Source organism: Polaromonas sp. P1_E12 (genome assembly GCF_056405975.1).
Genome location: NZ_JBFUBB010000007.1, coordinates 92792 through 111264, shown reverse-complemented (window position 1 = coordinate 111264; position 18473 = coordinate 92792). Strand labels below are relative to the sequence as shown.

Sequence of the window (18473 nt, the reverse complement as noted above, 5' to 3'; positions counted from 1 at the left end):
CTAGAATCAGCAACGCCAAGCAGCCGCTACGGCTCGATTCACCCGAACTTGAAGGCCAAGATGATCCGGCACGCACTATCAGGAATACTTTTGCTTGCGAGCGTCTGCGCCTGGGCCAATCCCCCCGCAGCTACGGCCACACCGCAGCCAAAAGAAATACAGTTGCAAGACCCCATGCCGGGGCAAGCGCTGCTGTATCTGGTGAGAATTTCCGGAGATATGGAGACAGTGACCGTGCTGGTGGATGGCGTCAAAGTAGCCACCATGCCACCGAATAGCTATACAGCCATCGGCGTCGCGCCCGGCGCCCGGCGGCTCACAGCCGCCACCCCTGCGGGCCAGGAACGCGTTACCGAGATCAGCGTGCAATCAGACGAACGGCGTTTTTTCTATCTACTCGCGACGTTTTCACAGCCAAGTGGTGGCTTTGGTCAGTTTTTTGGTTTAGTCGGTGCTCTTATCCAGGAGGCCGCTAACCGCCCCACCGCTACCAACGGGAACCGCGTCTGGACAGAGTCCCCGGAACCAGAAGCGAAAGGCATGATGGAAGGCATGGCGCTTGCCTTACCGGACTAGCAACGCCCTTCACGTCTCCGCCAAAGTTAAAACTGCGAATTACCAACCTCTTATGCGATCTCTGTTTTGGCGTATTTCTTTCATCAGCCTGCTGCTTCTTTGCGCAAAATTCGCGCCTGCGGCTGGCCTGGGAGTCAACGACATACACCAGCTGGACGGCATTCAGGTAGATGACAAATCAGGCACCATTACGCTGCTTCTGGTCATTGACCGGCCACTGGAAGACGGCCTGACCAAACCACGCGCCATCCGCAAACTCAATGCCTATTCGGAATGGGTGCATAGCGCAGAGCTAGGCAAAGCTTTTCCTCAAGCAAGAGCCGATCGGGGGATTCGCATACTTATCACGCATCCCAGGGCGCGCTCGGCCCTGGGTAAAGCCGTGTTGTCGCAACTGGCCGGGCGCTGCAAAGACCTTCACTTCGAAGCGATATTCAGCCTGCGGGATACGAAATTGTGAAGCGCCTGCATAAGCGTATCCGATGATTTTGTGACGCACGGTCCTTCGTGGGGGCGACCTACCCAGCCACCCGATCCCGAATCTGCTGCAGCGCCGCCGGGTCATCCATCGTAGTCAAATCTCCTGGGTCCCGGCCCTCGCACACAGCCTGAATCGCACGCCTCAGCATCTTGCCGCTGCGTGTTTTGGGCAACGCCGACACGAAGTGCACGCGCGACGGGCGGGCGACAGCCCCCAGATCACCGTCCACGCGCTTCATGACTTCGCCTTCAAGCTTCATTGCTGCAGCCTTGTCAGCCAGCACACTCGAATCCTTGGGCACAGCAAAAGCCATCGCCACCTGGCCCTTGAGCTGATCGGCCACGCCGATCACCGCCACCTCGGCGACGCCGGCATGGCCTGAAATGCTTTCTTCAATCTCGCGCGTGCCCAGGCGGTGGCCTGCGACATTGATGACGTCGTCGGTGCGGCCCAGGATGAAGTAGTAACCGTCTTCGTCGCGTATGCCCCAGTCGAAAGTGCTGTAGACCTGCTTGCCGGGCACGCTCTTCCAGTAGGTGTTGACGAAGCGCGCGTCGTCCTTCCAGATGGTTTGCATGAAGCCCGGCGGCGTCGGGCCTTCGATGACGACCACACCCTTCTCGTTGGGCTGGGTCAGCTCTTCGCCGGTGGACTCATGCAGGATCTTGACTTTGTAGCCGTACATGGGCACGCCGGGGCTGCCGAACTTGCTGGCCTTCTTTTCAACGCCGTTGGCAATCGTGATGATGGGCCAGCCTGATTCAGTCTGCCAGTAGTTGTCGATGATGGGCACGTTCAGGCCTTCGCTGATCCAGCGGGCTGTGGGTTCATCAAGCGGCTCGCCGGCCAGGAAGAAGGCGCGCAGGCTGGAGAGATCGTGTTTTTTCAGCAGGGCCGGGTCCTGCTTTTTCAGCACGCGCACGGCGGTGGGCGCGCTGAACATGCCGGTGACCTTGTACTTTTCCACCAGGCTCCACCAGATCGCGCCGTTGGGCTGCTTGTCCATGCCCTGCGTGGGCAGGCCTTCATACATGATGGTGGCCATGCCGGCGATCAGCGGGCCGTAGACGATGTAGCTGTGGCCCACCACCCAACCGATATCGCTGGTCGAAAAATAGGTCTCGCCGGCGCGACCGTCAAAGATGTGCTTCATGCTGGCGGCCAGCGCCACGGCATAGCCACCGGTGTCGCGCTGCACGCCCTTGGGCTTGCCGGTGGTGCCGCTGGTGTAGATGGTGTAGCTGATGGCGGCGGAGTCCAGCCACACGCAGTGCACCAGCGCGTGCATGTACTTGGCGCGCAAATTTTCCCAATGCAGATCGCGCCCAGCCACCATGGGCATGGGCGCCAGGCCGCGATTCACCAGCAGCACGGCTTCGGGCTGGTGTTTTGACAGGCGGATGGCTTCGTCAAGCAAGGGCTTGTACGCCACCACCTTGCCGCCGCGCGAGCCGGCGTCGGCGCTGATGATGACGCGCGGCGTGGCGTCGTCGATGCGCGAAGCCAGTGAACCGCTGGCAAAGCCGCCAAACACCACGCAGTGAATGGCGCCTATGCGCGCGCAGGCCAGCATGGCAAAGGCGGCCTCGGCAATCATGGGCATGTAGATGAGCACGCGGTCGCCCTTGACCACGCCCATGGCCAGCAGGCTGGCGGCCATGCGCTGCACTTCGGCGTGCAGCTCGGTGAAGGTATAGGTTTTTTCAATGCCGGTTTCGCTGGAGACGTAGATCAGCGCGGGCTGGTCTGGCCGGTCTTTCAGGTGCCGGTCTACCGCGTTGTGGCACAGGTTGGTTTTCCCGCCTTCAAACCACTGGGCAAACGGCGGATTGTCGTCATTGCAGACGCGGGTGAAAGGCTGGTGCCAGTCGATCAGTTGGGCCTGCTCGGTCCAGAAGGCCTCGGGCTGGTCGATGGACTGGCGGTAGAAGTCTGCGTAGCTCGTCATGTCTCGTCTCCGTTTTTGCTTTTTGAATTCGTGCTCAGATTTTGACGACGATGCGGCCGCGCACCTTGCCCGACATCAAGTCGGCCGCTTTTTCTGCCGCTTTCACCATCGGAATCTCTTCCAGCATCGCCTCGAGCTTGGCAGTGTCCAGGTCTTTTGCCAACCGTTCCCAGGCCTGCTGGCGTTTGGCCAAGGGCGCCATCACGCTGTCGATGCCTGCCAGCGTCACGCCGCGCAAGATAAACGGCATCACCGTCGCCGGGAAATCCGCGCCCTGCGCCAGCCCGCAGGCCGTGACCACACCGCCGTAGCGCGTTTGCGCGCAGGCATTGGCCAGCGTGTGCGAGCCAACGGCGTCCACCACGCCCGCCCAGCGTTCTTTTTGCAGCGGCTTGCCGGGCGCAGACAGCTCGGCCCGGTCAATCACGCTGCTGGCGCCCAACTGCTTCAAATAAGCCTCTTCAATGGCCTTGCCGGTGGCGGCCACCACGGTGTAGCCCAGCTTGCCCAGCAAGGCGACAGCCACGCTGCCCACGCCACCGGTCGCGCCCGTCACCAGCACCTCACCGTCGCCGGGCTTCACGCCGTGCGCCTCCAACGCCAGTACGCTCAGCATGGCGGTATAGCCCGCCGTTCCAATCGCCATGGCCTGGCGGGTGGTGAAGGCTGCCGGCAATTTCACGAGCCAGTCGCCCTGCAAGCGCGCGCGTTCGGCCATCAGGCCCCAGCGCGTTTCACCCAGACCCCAGCCGTTGTGCACAAAGCGGTCGCCGGTCTTCCAACCGGCGTGAGTCGACTCGAGCACCGTGCCCGCGCCGTCAATGCCCGCCACCATGGGCCAGCTGCGCACCACCGGCCCCTTGTTGGTGATGGCCAGGCCGTCCTTGTAATTGAGGGTGGAATATTCGACCTGCGCCAGCACGTCACCGGCGGGGAGCTGGGCCTCGTCGGTGTCGGTGATGGCCGCTGAAAAGCCGGCGTCGGACTTGGTGAGCAGAAGTGACTTGAACACGGCGTTGTCTCCAGAGGGGTTGTTGTCTCAAGCGGCCAGAAACGTTGGAAAATCAGCAAAACTGAATTCTTAATTATGGATAACGGGCTTTCAGGAGGCTGACGCGGCCCTTGGTGCGCCGGATTTCGCTATTGTTTTGATAGCTGCTTGCGCTTGTCCCTATTGGATAAAAGCTACTTTCACTGTTCAAATAGAGTGTGTTGTGGCTTCCCGGAGGTGGTTTGGAGCGGTTTTGCGCCGCTTTTGAGGCCCCAAGGGTGCCTCAATGGCAGATTTTGGCGATTTTTATGAGTGAAATCAGCCCGAAAGCCAATTGTGGCGAGCGCAAGCAGCTATTGTTTTGATAGCACATAAAACCAAGGGTCAGCCGCCCTCGTATGCTGGCGCAAGCGCAAACCCAGGCTCCGTCATCCAGTCGAGCCAATCACCCGAAAGAACCCGGGCGTGCGCCAGACGCACTTACTTATCGAAGGACCAGCCCCTGCCCCGTGGTGACGCCAAATGAGATCAAAGCAAACAGCACAGCAGCCTGCAAGGCAACGACCATGATGGAGAAGCCGATGAGGGACCGGCCTGGCACGCGGAAAATCGCGGCGTAAATCCCAATGCCGGCCATAAAGGCAAACACGAAGCCCATGAACCCGCCGGACAGCTTGAAGACCACCAGGCTCACAGCGGGCGCGGTGATGGCCGCGATGGCTGCAGCGCCATAACTGGTGTTGCCGGCATCGACAAACCCGGCGGCCCACTTCACCGGCATCAGGGTGATGAGGGCAAAAAGGACGAGGGGGAGCAGCAGGATGGTCATGCGGTTCTCAGGGGATTACGGGCTCGCCATGATACCGGCGCGCTGGGACTTCGCTGGAAATGGCTTCGCTGTTAACCCTGTGCGGCCGCAGCGCGGATTTCTGCTGGATCTGCACCACAACGGCAGCCCGCTGCTCCCATCGAAAAAGAGGTCCATTAGGAATGGATGTGGGCCAAACCGAACATGACCGTAGGCCGCTTTCTCATTGGTGCATAGCCTTCTCAGCCAGGTACTGGGCACGTTCAACTGTAATGCCCGAAAGCTGGTCAACTGCCAGTTGATCAGCCTCATTGGCTGCGGAATGCAACACAACCTTGGGCCGAAGACCTCCAGGCTGTATGTACACATCTGCGGACCTGGATTGCTCGGTTGGATACAGGTCAATTTGGTTGCAGAGCCAGCCAAAGAAACCGTCACCTTCCACTGGGGTGTCAAAGGTTTGAACATAGCGCTCAAAGCTCTGTTGACTTGCAGAAACCCACACACCCCAAACAAAGGGCTCACTAACGCCGTGTATTGGAATTTCCAAAACAGCTCTGACGAAGTAGTCGGTTCTTTCAGCATGACGGATAACGCAGAGGTCGTCGGACACCTGCCCGATGCTTTGCTTCTGCTCCTCTGTTAGCCAGGTGTATGGATCTGGCGCCTGAAATGCAAAGCTCGGTGAGCCCTCATGCAGCTCACCGCAGCATGAACATTTGAATGCAAAGATTGCTCCCATGAAATTGGAGGCCTAAAGTAAAGATGACCGGACCACCAACACTTGCGGCACAACCGCTCCCTGCTGTTGTGGGTCCGCGTTAATTGATATTTTATGGAACATGGCCACCACCTCCGCCAAGGTCCCCACTGGCGCCGCCAGGGTCATCAGTGGGCGGGATAAACGGTCCAGCCCTCGTGCGCGGCGTTGCATCCGCACGAAGAACAAGCGCGACAAATATTGCTCCGAAAACCGGCAACATCCATACAAGCGCGGATTGAAGTAGTACCTGCGCTCGAGTGTAGTTACCGCTCCGTGACACGGCAACGCAGACGCCAAAGTTTAGAACCGCCAAGCAGGCCGCGGTGAACCAGAGCCACCACGACATGTTATGCATCGAATCTATGGGGATGGGAAATTTCGGCATATGTTAGAACCGATTGGCAACTTTGAATCGGAACGTGGAGTGCCACGATCTCTGCAACGCCCCGGACATGGTGCCCGAAGCGATTCACGAACGTTGCGTCCTGGTCGAACAGCACACCGAGAGCAGCCATGTCGTGGCCATTCCAGGCGGCTTGAAATGCACCGGGCGCATCTTCAGGCTTTTTCATCTTGGTCATGGGTTTAGTCCTACGTCTCCCAGATTGCTATGGCGCCTGACGTTAGAGCGAAGCCGACGGTGCCGGCCAAAACGGGTCGGCGCTTGAGCGAGGGGTTAGGCGCCCTATCGCCGCGACTGAATACTCGTTTCATAGGGGGAGTCTCACATCAATTGATGATTTTTCCCATGCCATTTTCTATGCGGTCTCTCAGTTGTTGAATGAACTGGGAGTCATAGGGTTCCCAGCTTTCGAGTTCGCCAACAACTTTTACAGGCAGTTTGCTTCGATAGGACCGAGTCGGATTGCCCGGGAATTTCTTGTCTGTGACGTTGGGATCGTTCTCAAATTCCCCTGTCGGTTCAACGATATAGACCCGCGGCCTGCCGCTGCCTTTGGCTATTTCTGCGGCAAGCCCCGCGCCTTTGGGGAGGGCTGTGAAATAAATGTGATTCATCACGACGCTTTCATCGTAATTCGATTTAAAGCCTGGCGTTAGCAGATCGCCTGCCTGCAATTCGGCTTTCGTGCCGTGAAAAAAAGGGCCGGTGTCCAAAGCTGCCATGAGTTGTTAAGTGCAAACGGGGTTGGTGCCAAGGGAGAGTTGGATGAGGGGTTAGACGCCGTCACTGCATGCGTTGCCGTGCGCCCGCCTCGCTAACCCCTGTCTCCGAGTCGACGCTCCGGTTCATGCCTGTGCAAAAACTTTGTCAGGGAGTCTGGCGGAGAGTCGGTTCCCAAGTCTTCAAGCATCTGGCCAATGCTCCCGCGGTGATAGCCGCTGTGCGTAATGACGTGGAGCAGCATCTCTTCACAAGACATCTCGCCGCTGTCACCGTCAGTGAATGTGAAACGCACCCGATGTTTCAAACGCTCGGCGCTGACACCGCGTACGAACTGCAGGTACCACTCGTCTGTGGATTTCACGATCTCCCGCAACTCCGGCAAGCTCGGAGTAGGTTCGGAGTGCGTTGCCTTGAAGAGCTGCGTGGCGACGCCGGTCAGATGGCCTTGAAAAATTCGATCCACAACGTTGGCGTGATCAAGCGTGTGAAGCATGGCGCGAAACTCACCGGGATGCTGCTGCGCATCAAACTTTTCGAGGACGGCATGGAGCTCGGTGTTCGCCCATGCCTTGTACTCGAACAGTGAAACGAGAATGGTGTTCATGGCAGGTGGCGTTCCTTTTAAGTTTGGTATTCGCACGCTGCGAAGCCGATTGGGCCCAGCGTTGGGCCTAAGCGACGCAGCAAGGCGTCCGCTTGCAGGAGGCGTTAGACGCTTGGCCGACAAGACAGACGAATTGCATTCCGATTCTCACCGAGTTCTACTTCAATCGGACCTCGCTCGTCCGCGCCAGCTTCAAAGTACAGCAACAAACCTTTCACCTGGACCGGTTGCCCGAGACGAACGATGAGCTCTCTTTCCGATACTCCGACAAGGAGCGTCTCGCATACAGCCGTATTCCTGTAGCTCGGCAGACAGGCACTTTTTTCAACGCACTCGACGGACTGTTGAACCTCGGCTTTTGGCCAGAGTGCCGCAGCAACACCAAACAACACCCCGAACGTGACGAGCGCGACCGCGGCGTGCTTCGGGCTGGGTTTCATTATCAAAGCGCCTAACGTTGACCGGCGCATAAGCCAAAAGCGCACGGACGCAACAGCGCGTCCCCGTCGAAGAACCACGTAGTCATCATTTGGCCATCCACGAGACGCGGTCCCGCGTGCGGTCCACCCTACAGGCGGCCGCAACTGGGCTTGCATAGTCCGGCGACATGCTCATTCCATCCTTGAGCGCCAGATACCAGCATTCCGAATCTCTCAATTTTCGCCAGGCCTGACTGCTTTCGCGCAACGCCTTCACCGCTTCAGTCACGTACTCCGGGCCATTTTCACGCAGGGCCGCTGAGAGTTTGAACTCTGCAGCTTTCTCTGCTGCAGCCAGTTGCCTCTCGAGCGGCTCGAGAAGCTTCTGACAGCCGTCAGTCGAGGGGGAACCACCTGGACAATCGCCGGCAGAGGCCGCAAACGAAATGAACATCGCCACTGATGCAAGAAAGTATTTCATTGTGGGACTAACGTTGGAAGTAAAGAGCAACAAGGACCGCCCGGCCAGCTACTCAAGAGCGTACTTGATCGGCAGATCCACCCAGGAGTCCACGGCACGGCCCCACTTTGTTCTGGCTGGGTTGAACTTGAACTTTTTCGCGCCCTCGACTGCGGCCGCATCCAGCGTGGCAGAACCCGAGCTTTGACGGAGCCGCACCTCGCCCGCGCTGCCACTCGCAAGGACCTGCACCCGCAACCTGACAACGCCCTGCTCTTCAAGGCGCCTGGCATGCGCCGGATACGCAAGCCTTGGTGAATCGACCTGGCTAGCAGGCTGCACAATTTCACCCGTGCCAAACGCACAGGCTGTCAGCACCATCGGCACCAGGGAGATAAAAAAGACGCGGAAGACGCGAGATAGGTATTTCATTCGGAACAAGGTACGGGTTGCAACTGGACAAAACTCAAACGCCTGCCAGGCAGCCAAAAAGCCTCACAGATCAAGCCAGCTTAGGACCTGGCTGAAAAATACCATGGGAATCCTGCAAGCAAGACTGTTGTGCAACCCAAACCAACTGCACGCAAACCAGCCAAACGGCATGAGCAGCATCAGCAAGATGAAAGCGTCAGTCAAATAGGCGAAAGGCCGTCTCTTTCGGATCTGGATGATGAGATCGATCAGGAACGCGCCCAGCATGATGAAGGTCATGAAACCAAGAAGAATGGCGATCCCCAGGCCAGTATCTCCGTGACGCTCTTGTGTGCGTGCGTACTCGAACGCTCTTTGTGAATACAGTTGCAAAAAGAGTAGTGGCGCTATAAATGCCAGGAGCCGAATGGCTACCGGTAATGCGTAATTTCTCATTGAGGCCTGAGTTGGGATGGAGGTGGCGCTGAAGGTGGTCGGCACTCAGTGGCTGGTTATCCACCCTTGACCTGAACGTTCGACATTTTGAGCGAACCAACGGCAGACCGGGCGGGCTTATCTGTATCAGGTGTGTTTGGTCCGCACCCTACTTCACCAACCCCAGCACATCCCTGAACACCTCATGCTCAGCGGTGCGCAGCCACTCAAACGCCACCATCTCGGTCGTCACCAGCTCGGCGCCGTTGCCGGCGAGGCGGTCAAACGCCGCATCGCGGTTGCGCTCGGTGCGTGAGCTGCAGGCGTCGGTGACCACCCAGACCTCGAACTCTTCTTCGAGCAGGTCCAGCGCGGTCTGCATCAGGCAGACGTGGGCTTCGCAGCCGGCGATGACGATGGTGCTTCTGCCCTCTTCCGGTTCGGGCGCCGGCTTTTGCAGGTGTTTGGGCAGGCTGCGGGCGTTGCCGCCTGTCGGCGCCTTGCGCACGGGTGGGCGCAGCATGTCGCCCAGGCCGTCGGCCACGGCGCTGAAGAACATCTTGTCCATGATCTTGCCGCCAGCGGCTTGAATGGCAGCCTGCACTTCGGGCACGGTGGCGCCCAGGCTTTCGGGGTTTTCTTCCGTACCCCACACCGGTACATCCAGCAATTTGGCCATGCGGGCCAGCTTCACGGCGTTGGCCATGACCAGGCCGCCTTCAAAAATGGCGGGCATCAAAAGGGTCTGGTAGTCGACCAGCACAAGTTGGGAGTCGTCGGCGTCAAGCAGCATCGGGGGTCCTGGGAAATTCTGGAGGAGTTCTCGGAAAGATCAGGCCGGACTGCGCTGCAGGCGCTCCACCAGGCCGATCACATAAGCATCGAACAGCAGCGTGGCGTCCTGCCCGAACATGCGGATGCGACCGGTATGTTTGAGGAGCAGCAAGCCCATGCCATGCGCGAACAAGGCTGTATTTTCGCGCAATGCGTCCTCAGCATTCAAACCCATGGCCTTCAAGGCCGTTTCGCAGGGCCGCAAGGCGTCGTGAAGGCGGTCGTTGAGCTGCTGGTTCAGCTCGGTGCCCAGGCCGCGCGGGCGCATGCCCTGCATGAGGTAAAAACCCAGGTCCAGGTCGCGCGGGTTGGCCGCAAAAAAACCAAACCAGGCGCTGGCCTTGGCTTCCAGCACCTCAGCCGGGCCGCCCCGCGCCTCACCCGCAGACGCCACCACGCCATTGAGGCGCTCCAGGCACTCGGCCAGCAAGGCTCCGTAAATGGCTTCCTTGTTTTCAAAATAGGAATAGATGGCCCCGGCGGTGTAGCCCGCCTCCTTGGCGATCTCGCGGATGCTGGCGCCGTCGATGCCCAGGCGTTCGAAGACGGACCGGGCGGCGTCCAGCATCAGGGTTCGGCGTAAATCACTTTGGGCTTGCTGGCGGTCTATTCGGGCTTGCATCAATTGAATATAGGCGGAAAGACCACCCGCCCATGGCGCCATTTTTGGTAAAAATTAACGCTTGTTCTAAAAATTGAACATTGTTTAAATTTAAAGAATGACGCACAGGAAGCACTGATGCCCTGCAGGCGGATGACCAGCCGGTCATCGCGGTATTGGCCTGCCCCACCGCCGGGCAGGCCAGGCCAGCCGGCCCCATTAGCTATTAATTTGATAGCTTCTTGCGCTCGCCCACAAAGGGCTGGAGGCCCATTTAATTCAGATCCAGCCCCACACCGTTATTCAGGCTCGATTCCCGCAGCCTTGATGATCTTTCCCCACTTCAGCGTTTCTGCCGCCTGGAACTTGCGGAGCTCTTCCGGGTTGCTGGTGAAGATTTCAGTGCCGCTGGCCTGGTAAAACGGTGCGGCCGAAGGGCTGCGGGCCGCCTTGACCAGCATGTCGCTCAGCTTCGCCACCACGTCCGCGGGCGTGCCGGCGGGCGCGTAGGCGGCAAACCAGTAGGTCATTTCATACCCCTTGACGCCGGCCTCGGCGATGGTCGGCACCTCGGGCGCCAACGGTGAACGCTGCCGGGTGGAAACACCCAGCGCCTTGAGCTTGCCGCCCTTGACCTGCGGCAGGCCGGTCGCCATGTCGGTGATCATCATGTCGATCTGGCCGCCCAGCAGGTCCGTCACCGCGGGCGGATTGCTCTTGTACGGAATGTTCAGGATGTAGGTGCCCGTCATCTGCTTGAACTGCTCGCCCGCCACGCGGCTGGACGAGCTGCCGCTGCCAAAAGACAGCTTGCCGGGTTTCGATTTGGCCAGCGCAATGAACTCCGCCACGCTGTTGACCGGCAGTGCCGGGTTGACCACCATGATCTGGCCGCCGCGGCCCAGCGCGGTCAGCGGTGCGAAGTCCTTGACCGGGTCGTAAGGCAGCTTTTTGAACAGGTGCTCATTGGCCGACTGCGTGGTGTTGGTGGTGATGAACACGGTGTAGCCGTCGGGCTTCGCCTTGGCGGCTGCCTGGGCGCCGATGAAGCTGTTGGCGCCGGGCTTGTTGTCGACCACCACGCTGACCTTGGTGTCGTTGGTCACGGCCTGGCCGATGGCGCGTGCCAGCTGGTCGGTCGCGCTGCCGGCCGCAAACGGCACGACAAAGGTGATCGGCTTTTCGGGAAAGCCCTGCGCCTGTGCCGCCATGGGCACGGCGAGAGGCGCGATGGCCCATAGCGCGGCGATGCCGAGCATGGCGGGGCGGATGCGGCTGTGGACGAATTTTTGAGTGGCGGTTTTCATGTTGTCTCCTGATGTTGTGATGAGGCGTATCTGACGTTGTTGATCTCGTCTTGGTGTCCTGGTGTCCTGGTGAATCGGCTCCGTTAAAAAGCGTGGTCTCCTCCGGCCAACAGGCCTGCGAGCGCCGCGGGAACCTCGAGGGGTAGATCCAGCAGCCAGAATGAAAGCGACTTGCCGTGCGTGTCGAGGTTGAGCGCGTCATTCACGCCACCATCCAGCACGTCGTCAAGCACAAAATTCAGCGCGCCCAGCAAGGGCAGTTCAAACCGCTGCACACAGCTGGGCTTGCGGTGGGCAAAGTGGCGCGCCACTGCGGCTTCGCTCAGTTGCCGCAAAAGAACGGGATAAAGCTCAGCGTGCCAGGCAATCACGCTGATGTTGGAACGGTTGCCTTTGTCGCCGGTTCGCCCGTGCGCGGCGCGGTACAGCGGGACCGTGATCATGGCCTGGCTCATGCGGCCTCCCCTGCGGTAGCCAGCGCTGCGGTATCGAGCATCCTGAACGACACCTTCACAGCGTCTCGGGGCACCAGGCAGGGCAAGGTGTTGAGCCTTGGTGTCAGTGTCGTGCGCACGCCGCCGCCGCCGGCTGGGCCGCAGCAGTACAGGGCGGTGACTTCCCGCGTCAGCCGCTCGGCCTCAAGGCGGTCAGTGTGTGTGGCGGCCACGCGCAGGCGTATGTCGCGCGCGTCACCGGGCGGCGTTGCGGCGAGCAGGTTGCCGGCATCGTCACCCATGACGCTGAGTGCGCCGACCAGGTCCACCCGCAGCGCCAGGGCCGGCAGGCGCCGGCGCAGCACATCGGCCGCCAGACGGGCGCGGGCCTCGGCGCGCGGGCCGGCGTAAGAGATTTCACCTTCGGCCAGCCAGCCGCCCTCATGGCAGAGGTTGACCTTCAGGCTGGGAGGCCGGGCATGGCCGCGCACACCGCTCAGCGCCACGCGGTTGGGGCCGGCTTGTTCAATCTGCGCCGTGGTGATGTCCGCCACAACGTCGGGCGTGAGGTAGGCAGCCGGGTCATGCACTTCATACAACAACTGCTCCTTGACGCTGGCAAGGTTCACCAGCCCGCCTGTGTTGGCAGCCTTGCCGATGATGCAGTTGCCGTCGGCGCTGATTTCGGCAATCGGGTAGCCGACGGCGTGCAAATCGGGAACGTCCTTGTAGCCGGGGTCTGCAAAATAGCCGCCGCAAACCTGCGCCCCGCATTCCAGCAAATGGCCGGCCATGGTGGCGCGTGCCAGCAGGTCCCAATCATCGGCACGCCAGCCAAAGTGCGACATGGCAGGCCCGACGGCCAGCGACGGATCGGCCACGCGGCCGGCCACCACAATTTGCGCGCCGGCGTCCAGCGCGGCGGCAATCGCTTCAGCGCCAATGTAGGCGTTGGCACTGACCATGCGGATGCCGTCCATCGCGCTGCCCAGCTGGGTGCGCAGCAGCTCGCGGTGCCGCTCTTCCGAGAGGTCGTCACCTTCGACCACCGCAATACGCGGTGCAGCCAAACCCAGCTCCCGGGCCATGGCCTGAATATGCCGCGCCGCGCCCATCGGGTTGGCCGCGCCGAAGTTGCTGATGATGCGGATGTTGTGCTGCAGGCAGCGCGCCAGCACGGGGCGCAGCATGTCGTCCAGCAGCGGCTCGAAGCCGGCGCCGGGGTCGGCGCGGCGGCGCAGTTGCGCCAGGGCCAGCGTGCGTTCGGCCAGCGTCTCGAAAATCAGGAAGGCCGGCCCGCCCCGCGCGATCAGGGTGTCTACCACTGGGCCGGCCGCGTCCACACGGTCACCCGAAAAGCCGGCCGCGCAACCGATCAGCAGGCTGACGGGCGGTGTGGCGGTACGGGCGGCTGCAGCGGCGGTGGTAGAGGTCATCATGGCCAAGCGTTGAATGCCACGAATTTAAGCCCCAACCTTTTATTTGTAAAATGCAAAATTCCTATTGATTGACTTGAAAATCAGATTAATGGCTGCGTCCACTACCACCCCGAAAAATGCGGCCCGCCTGCCTGCACGCAGCCCCAACCTGTCGACGCGCCAGCTGCGGGCTTTCCTGGCGCTGGTGGAGCTGAGCAGCTTTACCCGGGCCGCGGCCGCCTGCCACCTGTCGCAGCCTGCGTTCAGCGCCCTGATCCAGACACTGGAAGCAGAGCTGAATACCCGGCTGTTTGACCGCGACACGCGCAGCGTGCAGCTGACAGCGGAGGGAAGATTGTTTGAAGCGCCGGCGCGGCAATTGCTGGGTGACTTCAGCGCCGCGGTGGGTGAACTGAGCGATCACGTCGAGCGCCGCAAGGGACGCGTGCATGTTGCGGCCCTGCCCTCCCTCGCGGCGGGCTGGCTGCCTTCCATTTTTGCGGAGTTCGGGCTGGCCTGGCCCGGCATTGAGCTGAACCTCAGCGACCTGCTGTCTGACGCCTGCATTGAGCTGGTGCGCAGCGGCAAAGCCGACTTCGCGCTCGCCTCGACAGGCGCCACGCACGCGGGCCTGACCACGCAGCTGCTTTGCACCGACCGTTTTCACCTGGTCTGCCGCACGGACCATCCCCTGGCCGCAGAAAAAGTATTGACGCTGAAGAAACTGGCGGCCTTCCCGTTTATCCACATGTCGCGCAATAGCAGCGTGCGACAGGCGCTGGACGCAGCGCTGCACCCGTTGCAGACCCATACGGTGCTGGAAGTAGACCAGCTGGCGACGGTGACCGGCATGGTTGAGGCTGGCATCGGCATCAGCGTGGTGCCGGCGCTCACGCTCTTTCACTTTGAGCGAAAGAACCTGCTGACGCGGCCGCTGGCCACGCCTGGCCTGTCACGAAAAATTTATGCCGTGCGCCGGCAGGAAGGCAGCCTTTCGGTGGCGGCACAGGCGCTGCACGACCTGGTCATGGAGCGCATGAAAGCGTGGCAACCCGGGCTGCAGCAGCTCAAACGCCGCAAACCCGGAAAGCCTTAGGGCTTCAGGACTTTTTAGGGCTTAGAGCGAGCCCAGATCCTGCACGGCATCCACCACCATGCTGGTACCCAGCGCAATCAGCAAAATGTCGGTCGCGACACGCACATACTTGTGGCCTGAGGGCGGAGGGCCCAGACGCACCACCACCGATGCAGGCACCGGGTAATACACCACGCCGGCAGGCAGCGGTTGCCCGATGGCGTACTTTTTGGCCTGGCCGGGGGGCATGCAGCCGTTGTTTTTCTTGGCAAGGCCCGGAGGGCAATGGCCAGACTTGAATTGCTTGCCGTAGTAGTCCTGCAGCACCACACGTTGCTCGGGAACAAAATAGCCGCCTACCCTGACGTCTTCGTGTTTCTTGCCTTTGGACTTCTTGTCTTTTTTACCGCCGTGATCGTCCTGGTCTGACTGCTCCACCTGGCTGTGCTTGCCGCCCTTGTCCTTGTTCTTGCCGCCGCCGGCCCATTCGGGTTTCTCGGCAAAGCTCGCGGAGCACATCAGCGCGCCTGCCATCAAAAGTGCCAGGCTGCGGCTGGTCAGGCGCAAACCTGTTGTCGGTGTGTGTGTTGTTGTCATCGTGGTTCTCCAGTGGTTTTCAGTACAGGGCTCGCCGGACACAGGCAACAAGTGCACAGCGTCCCTTTTTCAACGGCGGCCTGCGGTTGCCGTTGACAGGGCATTCACCTGCCGCGCTGCACGCTGCGGGCACGTCCGCACGGGCGTGCCGCTACACGCAGAGCTGCACAATTCTGGCGGAGAAACACAGCATGGGGATGTAAGGAAACAAGCTGTTTCACAGTCATACGTTGTCACGTATCTGAAGGTCTGGCGTTTTCTGCCGGCCACTATTACGACAGGAGAAAAACCCGATTGCTATATTTTTTATAGCTGCTCGCGCTTGTTCCAATTGGCCTGCAGGCATTTAAGACCTGCAAAACAATCAAACCTCAAACCACCGCGCTATTTTTTCGGCTCGGCAAACTTGAGCAGGCGTGTGGCCAGCAGCGTTTCAGCCAGGAAACAGACCAGCGCGAGAAGAAAGCACACCACGCCCGACAAAAAACAGACAGTGGCAATGCGCAGGGTCGGCAACTCACTCGTCTCACCCAAAAACAGCAGGATGATGGTAGTGCCGATCAGCATGGCGCAAAAGGTCAGAAAGGCGATGCAGATGTTGACCAGCCAGCCGCGCTGGCGCAACTCGCGCAGTTCGGCATACATGCGGTGCGCACGGGCCTCTTCCACGCCGCCGGTCTCCAGCCGGTTCTCCAGGAAACGCGCGCGGTCGATGATGCGTGCCAGCCGCCCGGCGACGGCGGCGATCATGCCCGACACCGCGGTGAGCAAAAACACCGGCGCCACTGCCAGTTGAATACCGTGGGTGACCGTCGCAAGGTCGGGCGCAAAGTTCATGCGGGGCTCCGGGGGTTCATGAAATGGGTATTGTCATGCAAACATCAGGCCAGCAGGCCTGCCGGTCGCCTGCCTTGCTGACGATGCCCTACACAGATGTCGTCGCTGTCCGACATGTCCTGCCGTTGACGCTCTCCACAATGAATCAGACGGCAAGGTTGCGACCGACATCGGCGCCCTGATTTTTAGATCAAGAGCCATGCCACACCGCTCCCCCGCACACATACCAGCCAAAGGATTTCCCATGCTCCCCAACAACGAGGGACAGCGCGTCCCCGACGTCACCTTCAAAACTCGCCAGAACGACCAGTGGGCCGACGTGAAAAGCACTGACCTGTTTGCCGGCAAAAACGTCGTGGTGTTCTCACTACCTGGCGCCTACACGCCCACCTGCTCTTCCACCCACTTGCCGCGCTTTAATGCACTGGCCAACACCTTCAAGGCCCACGGCATTGATGACGTGGTCTGCTTCTCGGTCAATGACGCCTTTGTGATGAACGAATGGGGAAAGGCGCAGGAGGCCGGCAATATCACCCTGATCCCGGACGGCAACGGCGACTTCACACGGGCTATGGGCATGCTGGTCGACAAGAGTGATCTCGGCTTCGGCAAGCGCTCCTGGCGTTATTCCATGCTGGTGCGGGACGGCGTGGTCGAGAAGATGTTCATTGAGCCTGAAAAGGAAGGCGACCCCTTCGAGGTTTCGGACGCCGACACCATGCTCAAGTACCTTGCACCGCAAGCCGTGGCGCCCGAGCCCATCACCCTCTTCAGCAAGCCGGGCTGCCCGTTTTGCGCGAAAGCCCGGGCCATGCTGGACGAAGCAGGTCTTAGCTATGAGGAGATCATCCTGGGCCAGGGCATCACCACCAGTACGCTGCAAGCGGTTGCAGGCGCGGGAACGGCGCCACAAGTATTCGCAGGCGGGAAAAAAATCGGCGGGTCGGAGGACCTGCAAGCCTGGTTGAAAGAGTCCCGGCCACAGCCGGAACCGCGCCAGTTTCTCAGCTAGCCGGCTGCGGCGCTTTTCGCCCTGCGCCGGGCGCGCCAGCTGACCACCGCCTCGCAGGCGTCAAAGTGCTTGAGCAGGTTCTGCTTTTGCCGTTCGAGCAGCGAACTGGCGGCAATCATCTGCGGCCATGACTCACACGCTTTTCCCACTGCTTCATTGAGCACGCCGCGCATGCGCGTTTCAAACATGCCCGTGGCGTTGCAAAAACTGCGCAGCGTTTTGGCGGTCAGCCTGGCCTGCTTTTCACCACCGGGCACAAAGCGCAGCGCGTGGCCCCTGCCGCCCAGGTAGGCCGCGTAAGCCACCACGTCGTAGGCCGGAGACAACTCGGGTGTGCGGCCACCCGGGTACACCACACCGAAGTTTTTGACGTGAGCGTCATAGTTGCCGAGCATTTCATTGACCATCACGCGGCGGATCAACTCCTCTGCAGCGCCCTCGCCCACGTGCGCATCCAGGCTCATGCCTTCGCGCAAAGTCCGGGCCATGGCGGCGTAGGTTGCGGCGGGATGCGTGTATTTTTCTTCCGGCTGGATGCGCAGGATCTGCGCAAAGTCTTCGCAATGAATGTGCCCTTCAGGCCCGCGGTCAAAGCGCTTGACGGCCAGGAAATGCCGGCTTTCGCCAAGCACAAAGGGTTGCTCGGCGACGATCTCGTCCATGGGCGCCAGCCAGGCTTCACAGACGTTCACGCCGGCTGCCCGCGCAAGCCGCAGGGAAAGCTCTTCCACTTCGGGCAACAGGGCAAATTCGGCCGTGGGCAGCTTGGCGATGATGTGGGTGCCTTGCGCGTCGCGGGTACGCGCCACGTAGCGGCCCGGCTGCTGCACCAATGCCAGCTTGGGCTGCACGCCCGACAGCGATGTCGCGTCGGGCAAGGGATCGGCCGTGACGGACATTTCGAGCGCATCGTTGTGCTGCGTCACCACCCCTGCCAGCGCGTCGGCATCAAGGTGCGCAGGGTAGGCATACACATTGCCCGGCAAGTCTGTGCCGCAGGCGGCCAGCATGTCGAAATGGTCGTTCGGCCCGCAACCGCGCAACTGCTCCAGGTGGCGGCGCAGCGGCCCTTCGGGCAGCAGGTTCTGGAAGAAGGCCGGCAGGCGCCCGCCTTCGGCATTGAAGAACGGCGTGTTCACATAACTGCGCCAGAAAATCTCCCGGCGCTGCGGGTCGTCGTCGGTAGCGGCCCAGGAGAACACCGGTGAATCCGGGTTGGACCAAAAAACCTCGTCTGGAATGAAACGTGTGAGCGCGCTGCTGCCCGTGCCGTACTGGAACAGCAGGCCGGCACGCAAGGTGCCGATATAAATATCGAGCGCCAGAACGTTCATGG

At 60.6% G+C, this 18473-nt stretch carries 23 protein-coding genes; 5 read left to right on the top strand and 18 right to left on the bottom strand.

Annotation, left to right across the window (positions count from 1 at the left end; all coding sequences use genetic code 11):
• The first annotated feature begins 48 nt into the window (after nucleotides 1-48).
• Together AC1D13_RS18740 and AC1D13_RS18735 are read left to right on the top strand one after the other, a co-directional pair.
• Nucleotides 49-576, top strand: a complete 528-nt coding sequence (locus AC1D13_RS18740; protein WP_477690086.1) for a hypothetical protein — start codon at nucleotides 49-51, stop codon at nucleotides 574-576.
• A gap of 52 nt (nucleotides 577-628) precedes the next feature.
• Nucleotides 629-1036, top strand: coding sequence for a hypothetical protein (locus tag AC1D13_RS18735; protein ID WP_477690085.1), 408 nt, complete (start codon nucleotides 629-631; stop codon nucleotides 1034-1036).
• A gap of 58 nt (nucleotides 1037-1094) precedes the next feature.
• On the opposite strand, the gene AC1D13_RS18730 is transcribed toward AC1D13_RS18735, so the two are convergent.
• From AC1D13_RS18730 to AC1D13_RS18700, 7 genes are all read right to left on the bottom strand, one after another.
• Complete coding sequence (locus tag AC1D13_RS18730; RefSeq protein ID WP_477690084.1) at nucleotides 1095-3005, bottom strand: propionate--CoA ligase; 1911 nt, start codon at nucleotides 3003-3005, stop codon at nucleotides 1095-1097.
• 34 nt (nucleotides 3006-3039) lie between these two features.
• Complete coding sequence (acuI, locus tag AC1D13_RS18725; RefSeq protein WP_477690083.1) at nucleotides 3040-4017, bottom strand: acrylyl-CoA reductase (NADPH); 978 nt, start codon at nucleotides 4015-4017, stop codon at nucleotides 3040-3042.
• 463 nt (nucleotides 4018-4480) lie between these two features.
• A complete protein-coding gene (locus tag AC1D13_RS18720) occupies nucleotides 4481-4825 on the bottom strand; it encodes a hypothetical protein (protein WP_457280634.1) in 345 nt (114 codons plus the stop codon).
• A 202-nt stretch (nucleotides 4826-5027) separates the two neighbouring features.
• Nucleotides 5028-5546, bottom strand: coding sequence for a DUF2199 domain-containing protein (locus AC1D13_RS18715; RefSeq protein ID WP_457280633.1), 519 nt, complete (start codon nucleotides 5544-5546; stop codon nucleotides 5028-5030).
• A 368-nt stretch (nucleotides 5547-5914) separates the two neighbouring features.
• On the bottom strand, nucleotides 5915-6148 hold the full coding sequence (locus AC1D13_RS18710; protein WP_457280632.1) for a Cif family virulence factor: 234 nt from the start codon (nucleotides 6146-6148) through the stop codon (nucleotides 5915-5917).
• A 148-nt stretch (nucleotides 6149-6296) separates the two neighbouring features.
• On the bottom strand, nucleotides 6297-6692 hold the full coding sequence (gene arr / locus AC1D13_RS18705; RefSeq protein ID WP_477690082.1) for an NAD(+)--rifampin ADP-ribosyltransferase: 396 nt from the start codon (nucleotides 6690-6692) through the stop codon (nucleotides 6297-6299).
• Between the two features lie 92 nt (nucleotides 6693-6784).
• Nucleotides 6785-7297, bottom strand: coding sequence for a DinB family protein (locus tag AC1D13_RS18700; protein WP_477690081.1), 513 nt, complete (start codon nucleotides 7295-7297; stop codon nucleotides 6785-6787).
• Between the two features lie 92 nt (nucleotides 7298-7389).
• Here AC1D13_RS18700 and AC1D13_RS18695 point away from each other — a divergent pair, with 92 nt between their 5' ends.
• Nucleotides 7390-7752, top strand: a complete 363-nt coding sequence (locus AC1D13_RS18695) for a hypothetical protein (RefSeq protein ID WP_457280629.1) — start codon at nucleotides 7390-7392, stop codon at nucleotides 7750-7752.
• 70 nt (nucleotides 7753-7822) lie between these two features.
• Here the strand turns inward: AC1D13_RS18695 and AC1D13_RS18690 are convergent, their stop codons facing one another.
• From AC1D13_RS18690 to AC1D13_RS18655, 8 genes are all read right to left on the bottom strand, one after another.
• A complete protein-coding gene (locus AC1D13_RS18690; protein WP_477665889.1) occupies nucleotides 7823-8197 on the bottom strand; it encodes a lysozyme inhibitor LprI family protein in 375 nt (124 codons plus the stop codon).
• A gap of 48 nt (nucleotides 8198-8245) precedes the next feature.
• Nucleotides 8246-8608, bottom strand: coding sequence for an energy transducer TonB (locus tag AC1D13_RS18685; RefSeq protein WP_477690080.1), 363 nt, complete (start codon nucleotides 8606-8608; stop codon nucleotides 8246-8248).
• A 63-nt stretch (nucleotides 8609-8671) separates the two neighbouring features.
• Complete coding sequence (locus AC1D13_RS18680) at nucleotides 8672-9088, bottom strand: hypothetical protein (RefSeq protein WP_457280626.1); 417 nt, start codon at nucleotides 9086-9088, stop codon at nucleotides 8672-8674.
• 103 nt (nucleotides 9089-9191) lie between these two features.
• On the bottom strand, nucleotides 9192-9815 hold the full coding sequence (locus AC1D13_RS18675; RefSeq protein WP_457280625.1) for an isochorismatase family protein: 624 nt from the start codon (nucleotides 9813-9815) through the stop codon (nucleotides 9192-9194).
• 39 nt (nucleotides 9816-9854) lie between these two features.
• Nucleotides 9855-10424, bottom strand: a complete 570-nt coding sequence (locus AC1D13_RS18670) for a TetR/AcrR family transcriptional regulator (RefSeq protein WP_477690079.1) — start codon at nucleotides 10422-10424, stop codon at nucleotides 9855-9857.
• Between the two features lie 332 nt (nucleotides 10425-10756).
• Nucleotides 10757-11764, bottom strand: coding sequence for a Bug family tripartite tricarboxylate transporter substrate binding protein (locus AC1D13_RS18665; RefSeq protein ID WP_457280623.1), 1008 nt, complete (start codon nucleotides 11762-11764; stop codon nucleotides 10757-10759).
• Between the two features lie 83 nt (nucleotides 11765-11847).
• Nucleotides 11848-12219, bottom strand: a complete 372-nt coding sequence (locus AC1D13_RS18660; protein ID WP_477690078.1) for an AtuA-related protein — start codon at nucleotides 12217-12219, stop codon at nucleotides 11848-11850.
• Nucleotides 12216-13634, bottom strand: coding sequence for an acyclic terpene utilization AtuA family protein (locus AC1D13_RS18655; RefSeq protein ID WP_477690077.1), 1419 nt, complete (start codon nucleotides 13632-13634; stop codon nucleotides 12216-12218). The genes AC1D13_RS18660 and AC1D13_RS18655 overlap by 4 nt, the downstream gene beginning before the upstream one ends.
• A 91-nt stretch (nucleotides 13635-13725) precedes the next feature.
• Here AC1D13_RS18655 and AC1D13_RS18650 point away from each other — a divergent pair, with 91 nt between their 5' ends.
• Nucleotides 13726-14712: a LysR family transcriptional regulator gene (locus AC1D13_RS18650; protein ID WP_477690076.1), complete on the top strand. Its 987-nt coding sequence runs from the start codon at nucleotides 13726-13728 to the stop codon at nucleotides 14710-14712.
• Nucleotides 14713-14733: 21 nt separating this feature from the next.
• On the opposite strand, the gene AC1D13_RS18645 is transcribed toward AC1D13_RS18650, so the two are convergent.
• Nucleotides 14734-15288 (bottom strand): hypothetical protein, encoded by a 555-nt coding sequence (locus AC1D13_RS18645; RefSeq protein WP_457280619.1) that lies wholly within the window; start codon nucleotides 15286-15288, stop codon nucleotides 14734-14736.
• A 384-nt stretch (nucleotides 15289-15672) separates the two neighbouring features.
• Nucleotides 15673-16125 carry a DUF2721 domain-containing protein gene (locus tag AC1D13_RS18640; RefSeq protein WP_457280618.1) on the bottom strand — a complete coding sequence of 151 codons (453 nt, stop codon included), beginning with the start codon at nucleotides 16123-16125 and terminating at the stop codon, nucleotides 15673-15675.
• Nucleotides 16126-16369: 244 nt separating this feature from the next.
• On the opposite strand from AC1D13_RS18640, the gene AC1D13_RS18635 reads away from it, so the two are divergent.
• Nucleotides 16370-17137 (top strand): glutathione peroxidase, encoded by a 768-nt coding sequence (locus AC1D13_RS18635; protein ID WP_477690075.1) that lies wholly within the window; start codon nucleotides 16370-16372, stop codon nucleotides 17135-17137.
• Here AC1D13_RS18635 and AC1D13_RS18630 read toward each other — a convergent pair.
• Entirely contained in the window at nucleotides 17134-18471 is a 1338-nt protein-coding gene (locus AC1D13_RS18630; protein WP_477690074.1) for a type II toxin-antitoxin system HipA family toxin, read from the bottom strand. The genes AC1D13_RS18635 and AC1D13_RS18630 overlap by 4 nt on opposite strands.
• Nucleotides 18472-18473 lie beyond the last annotated feature (2 nt).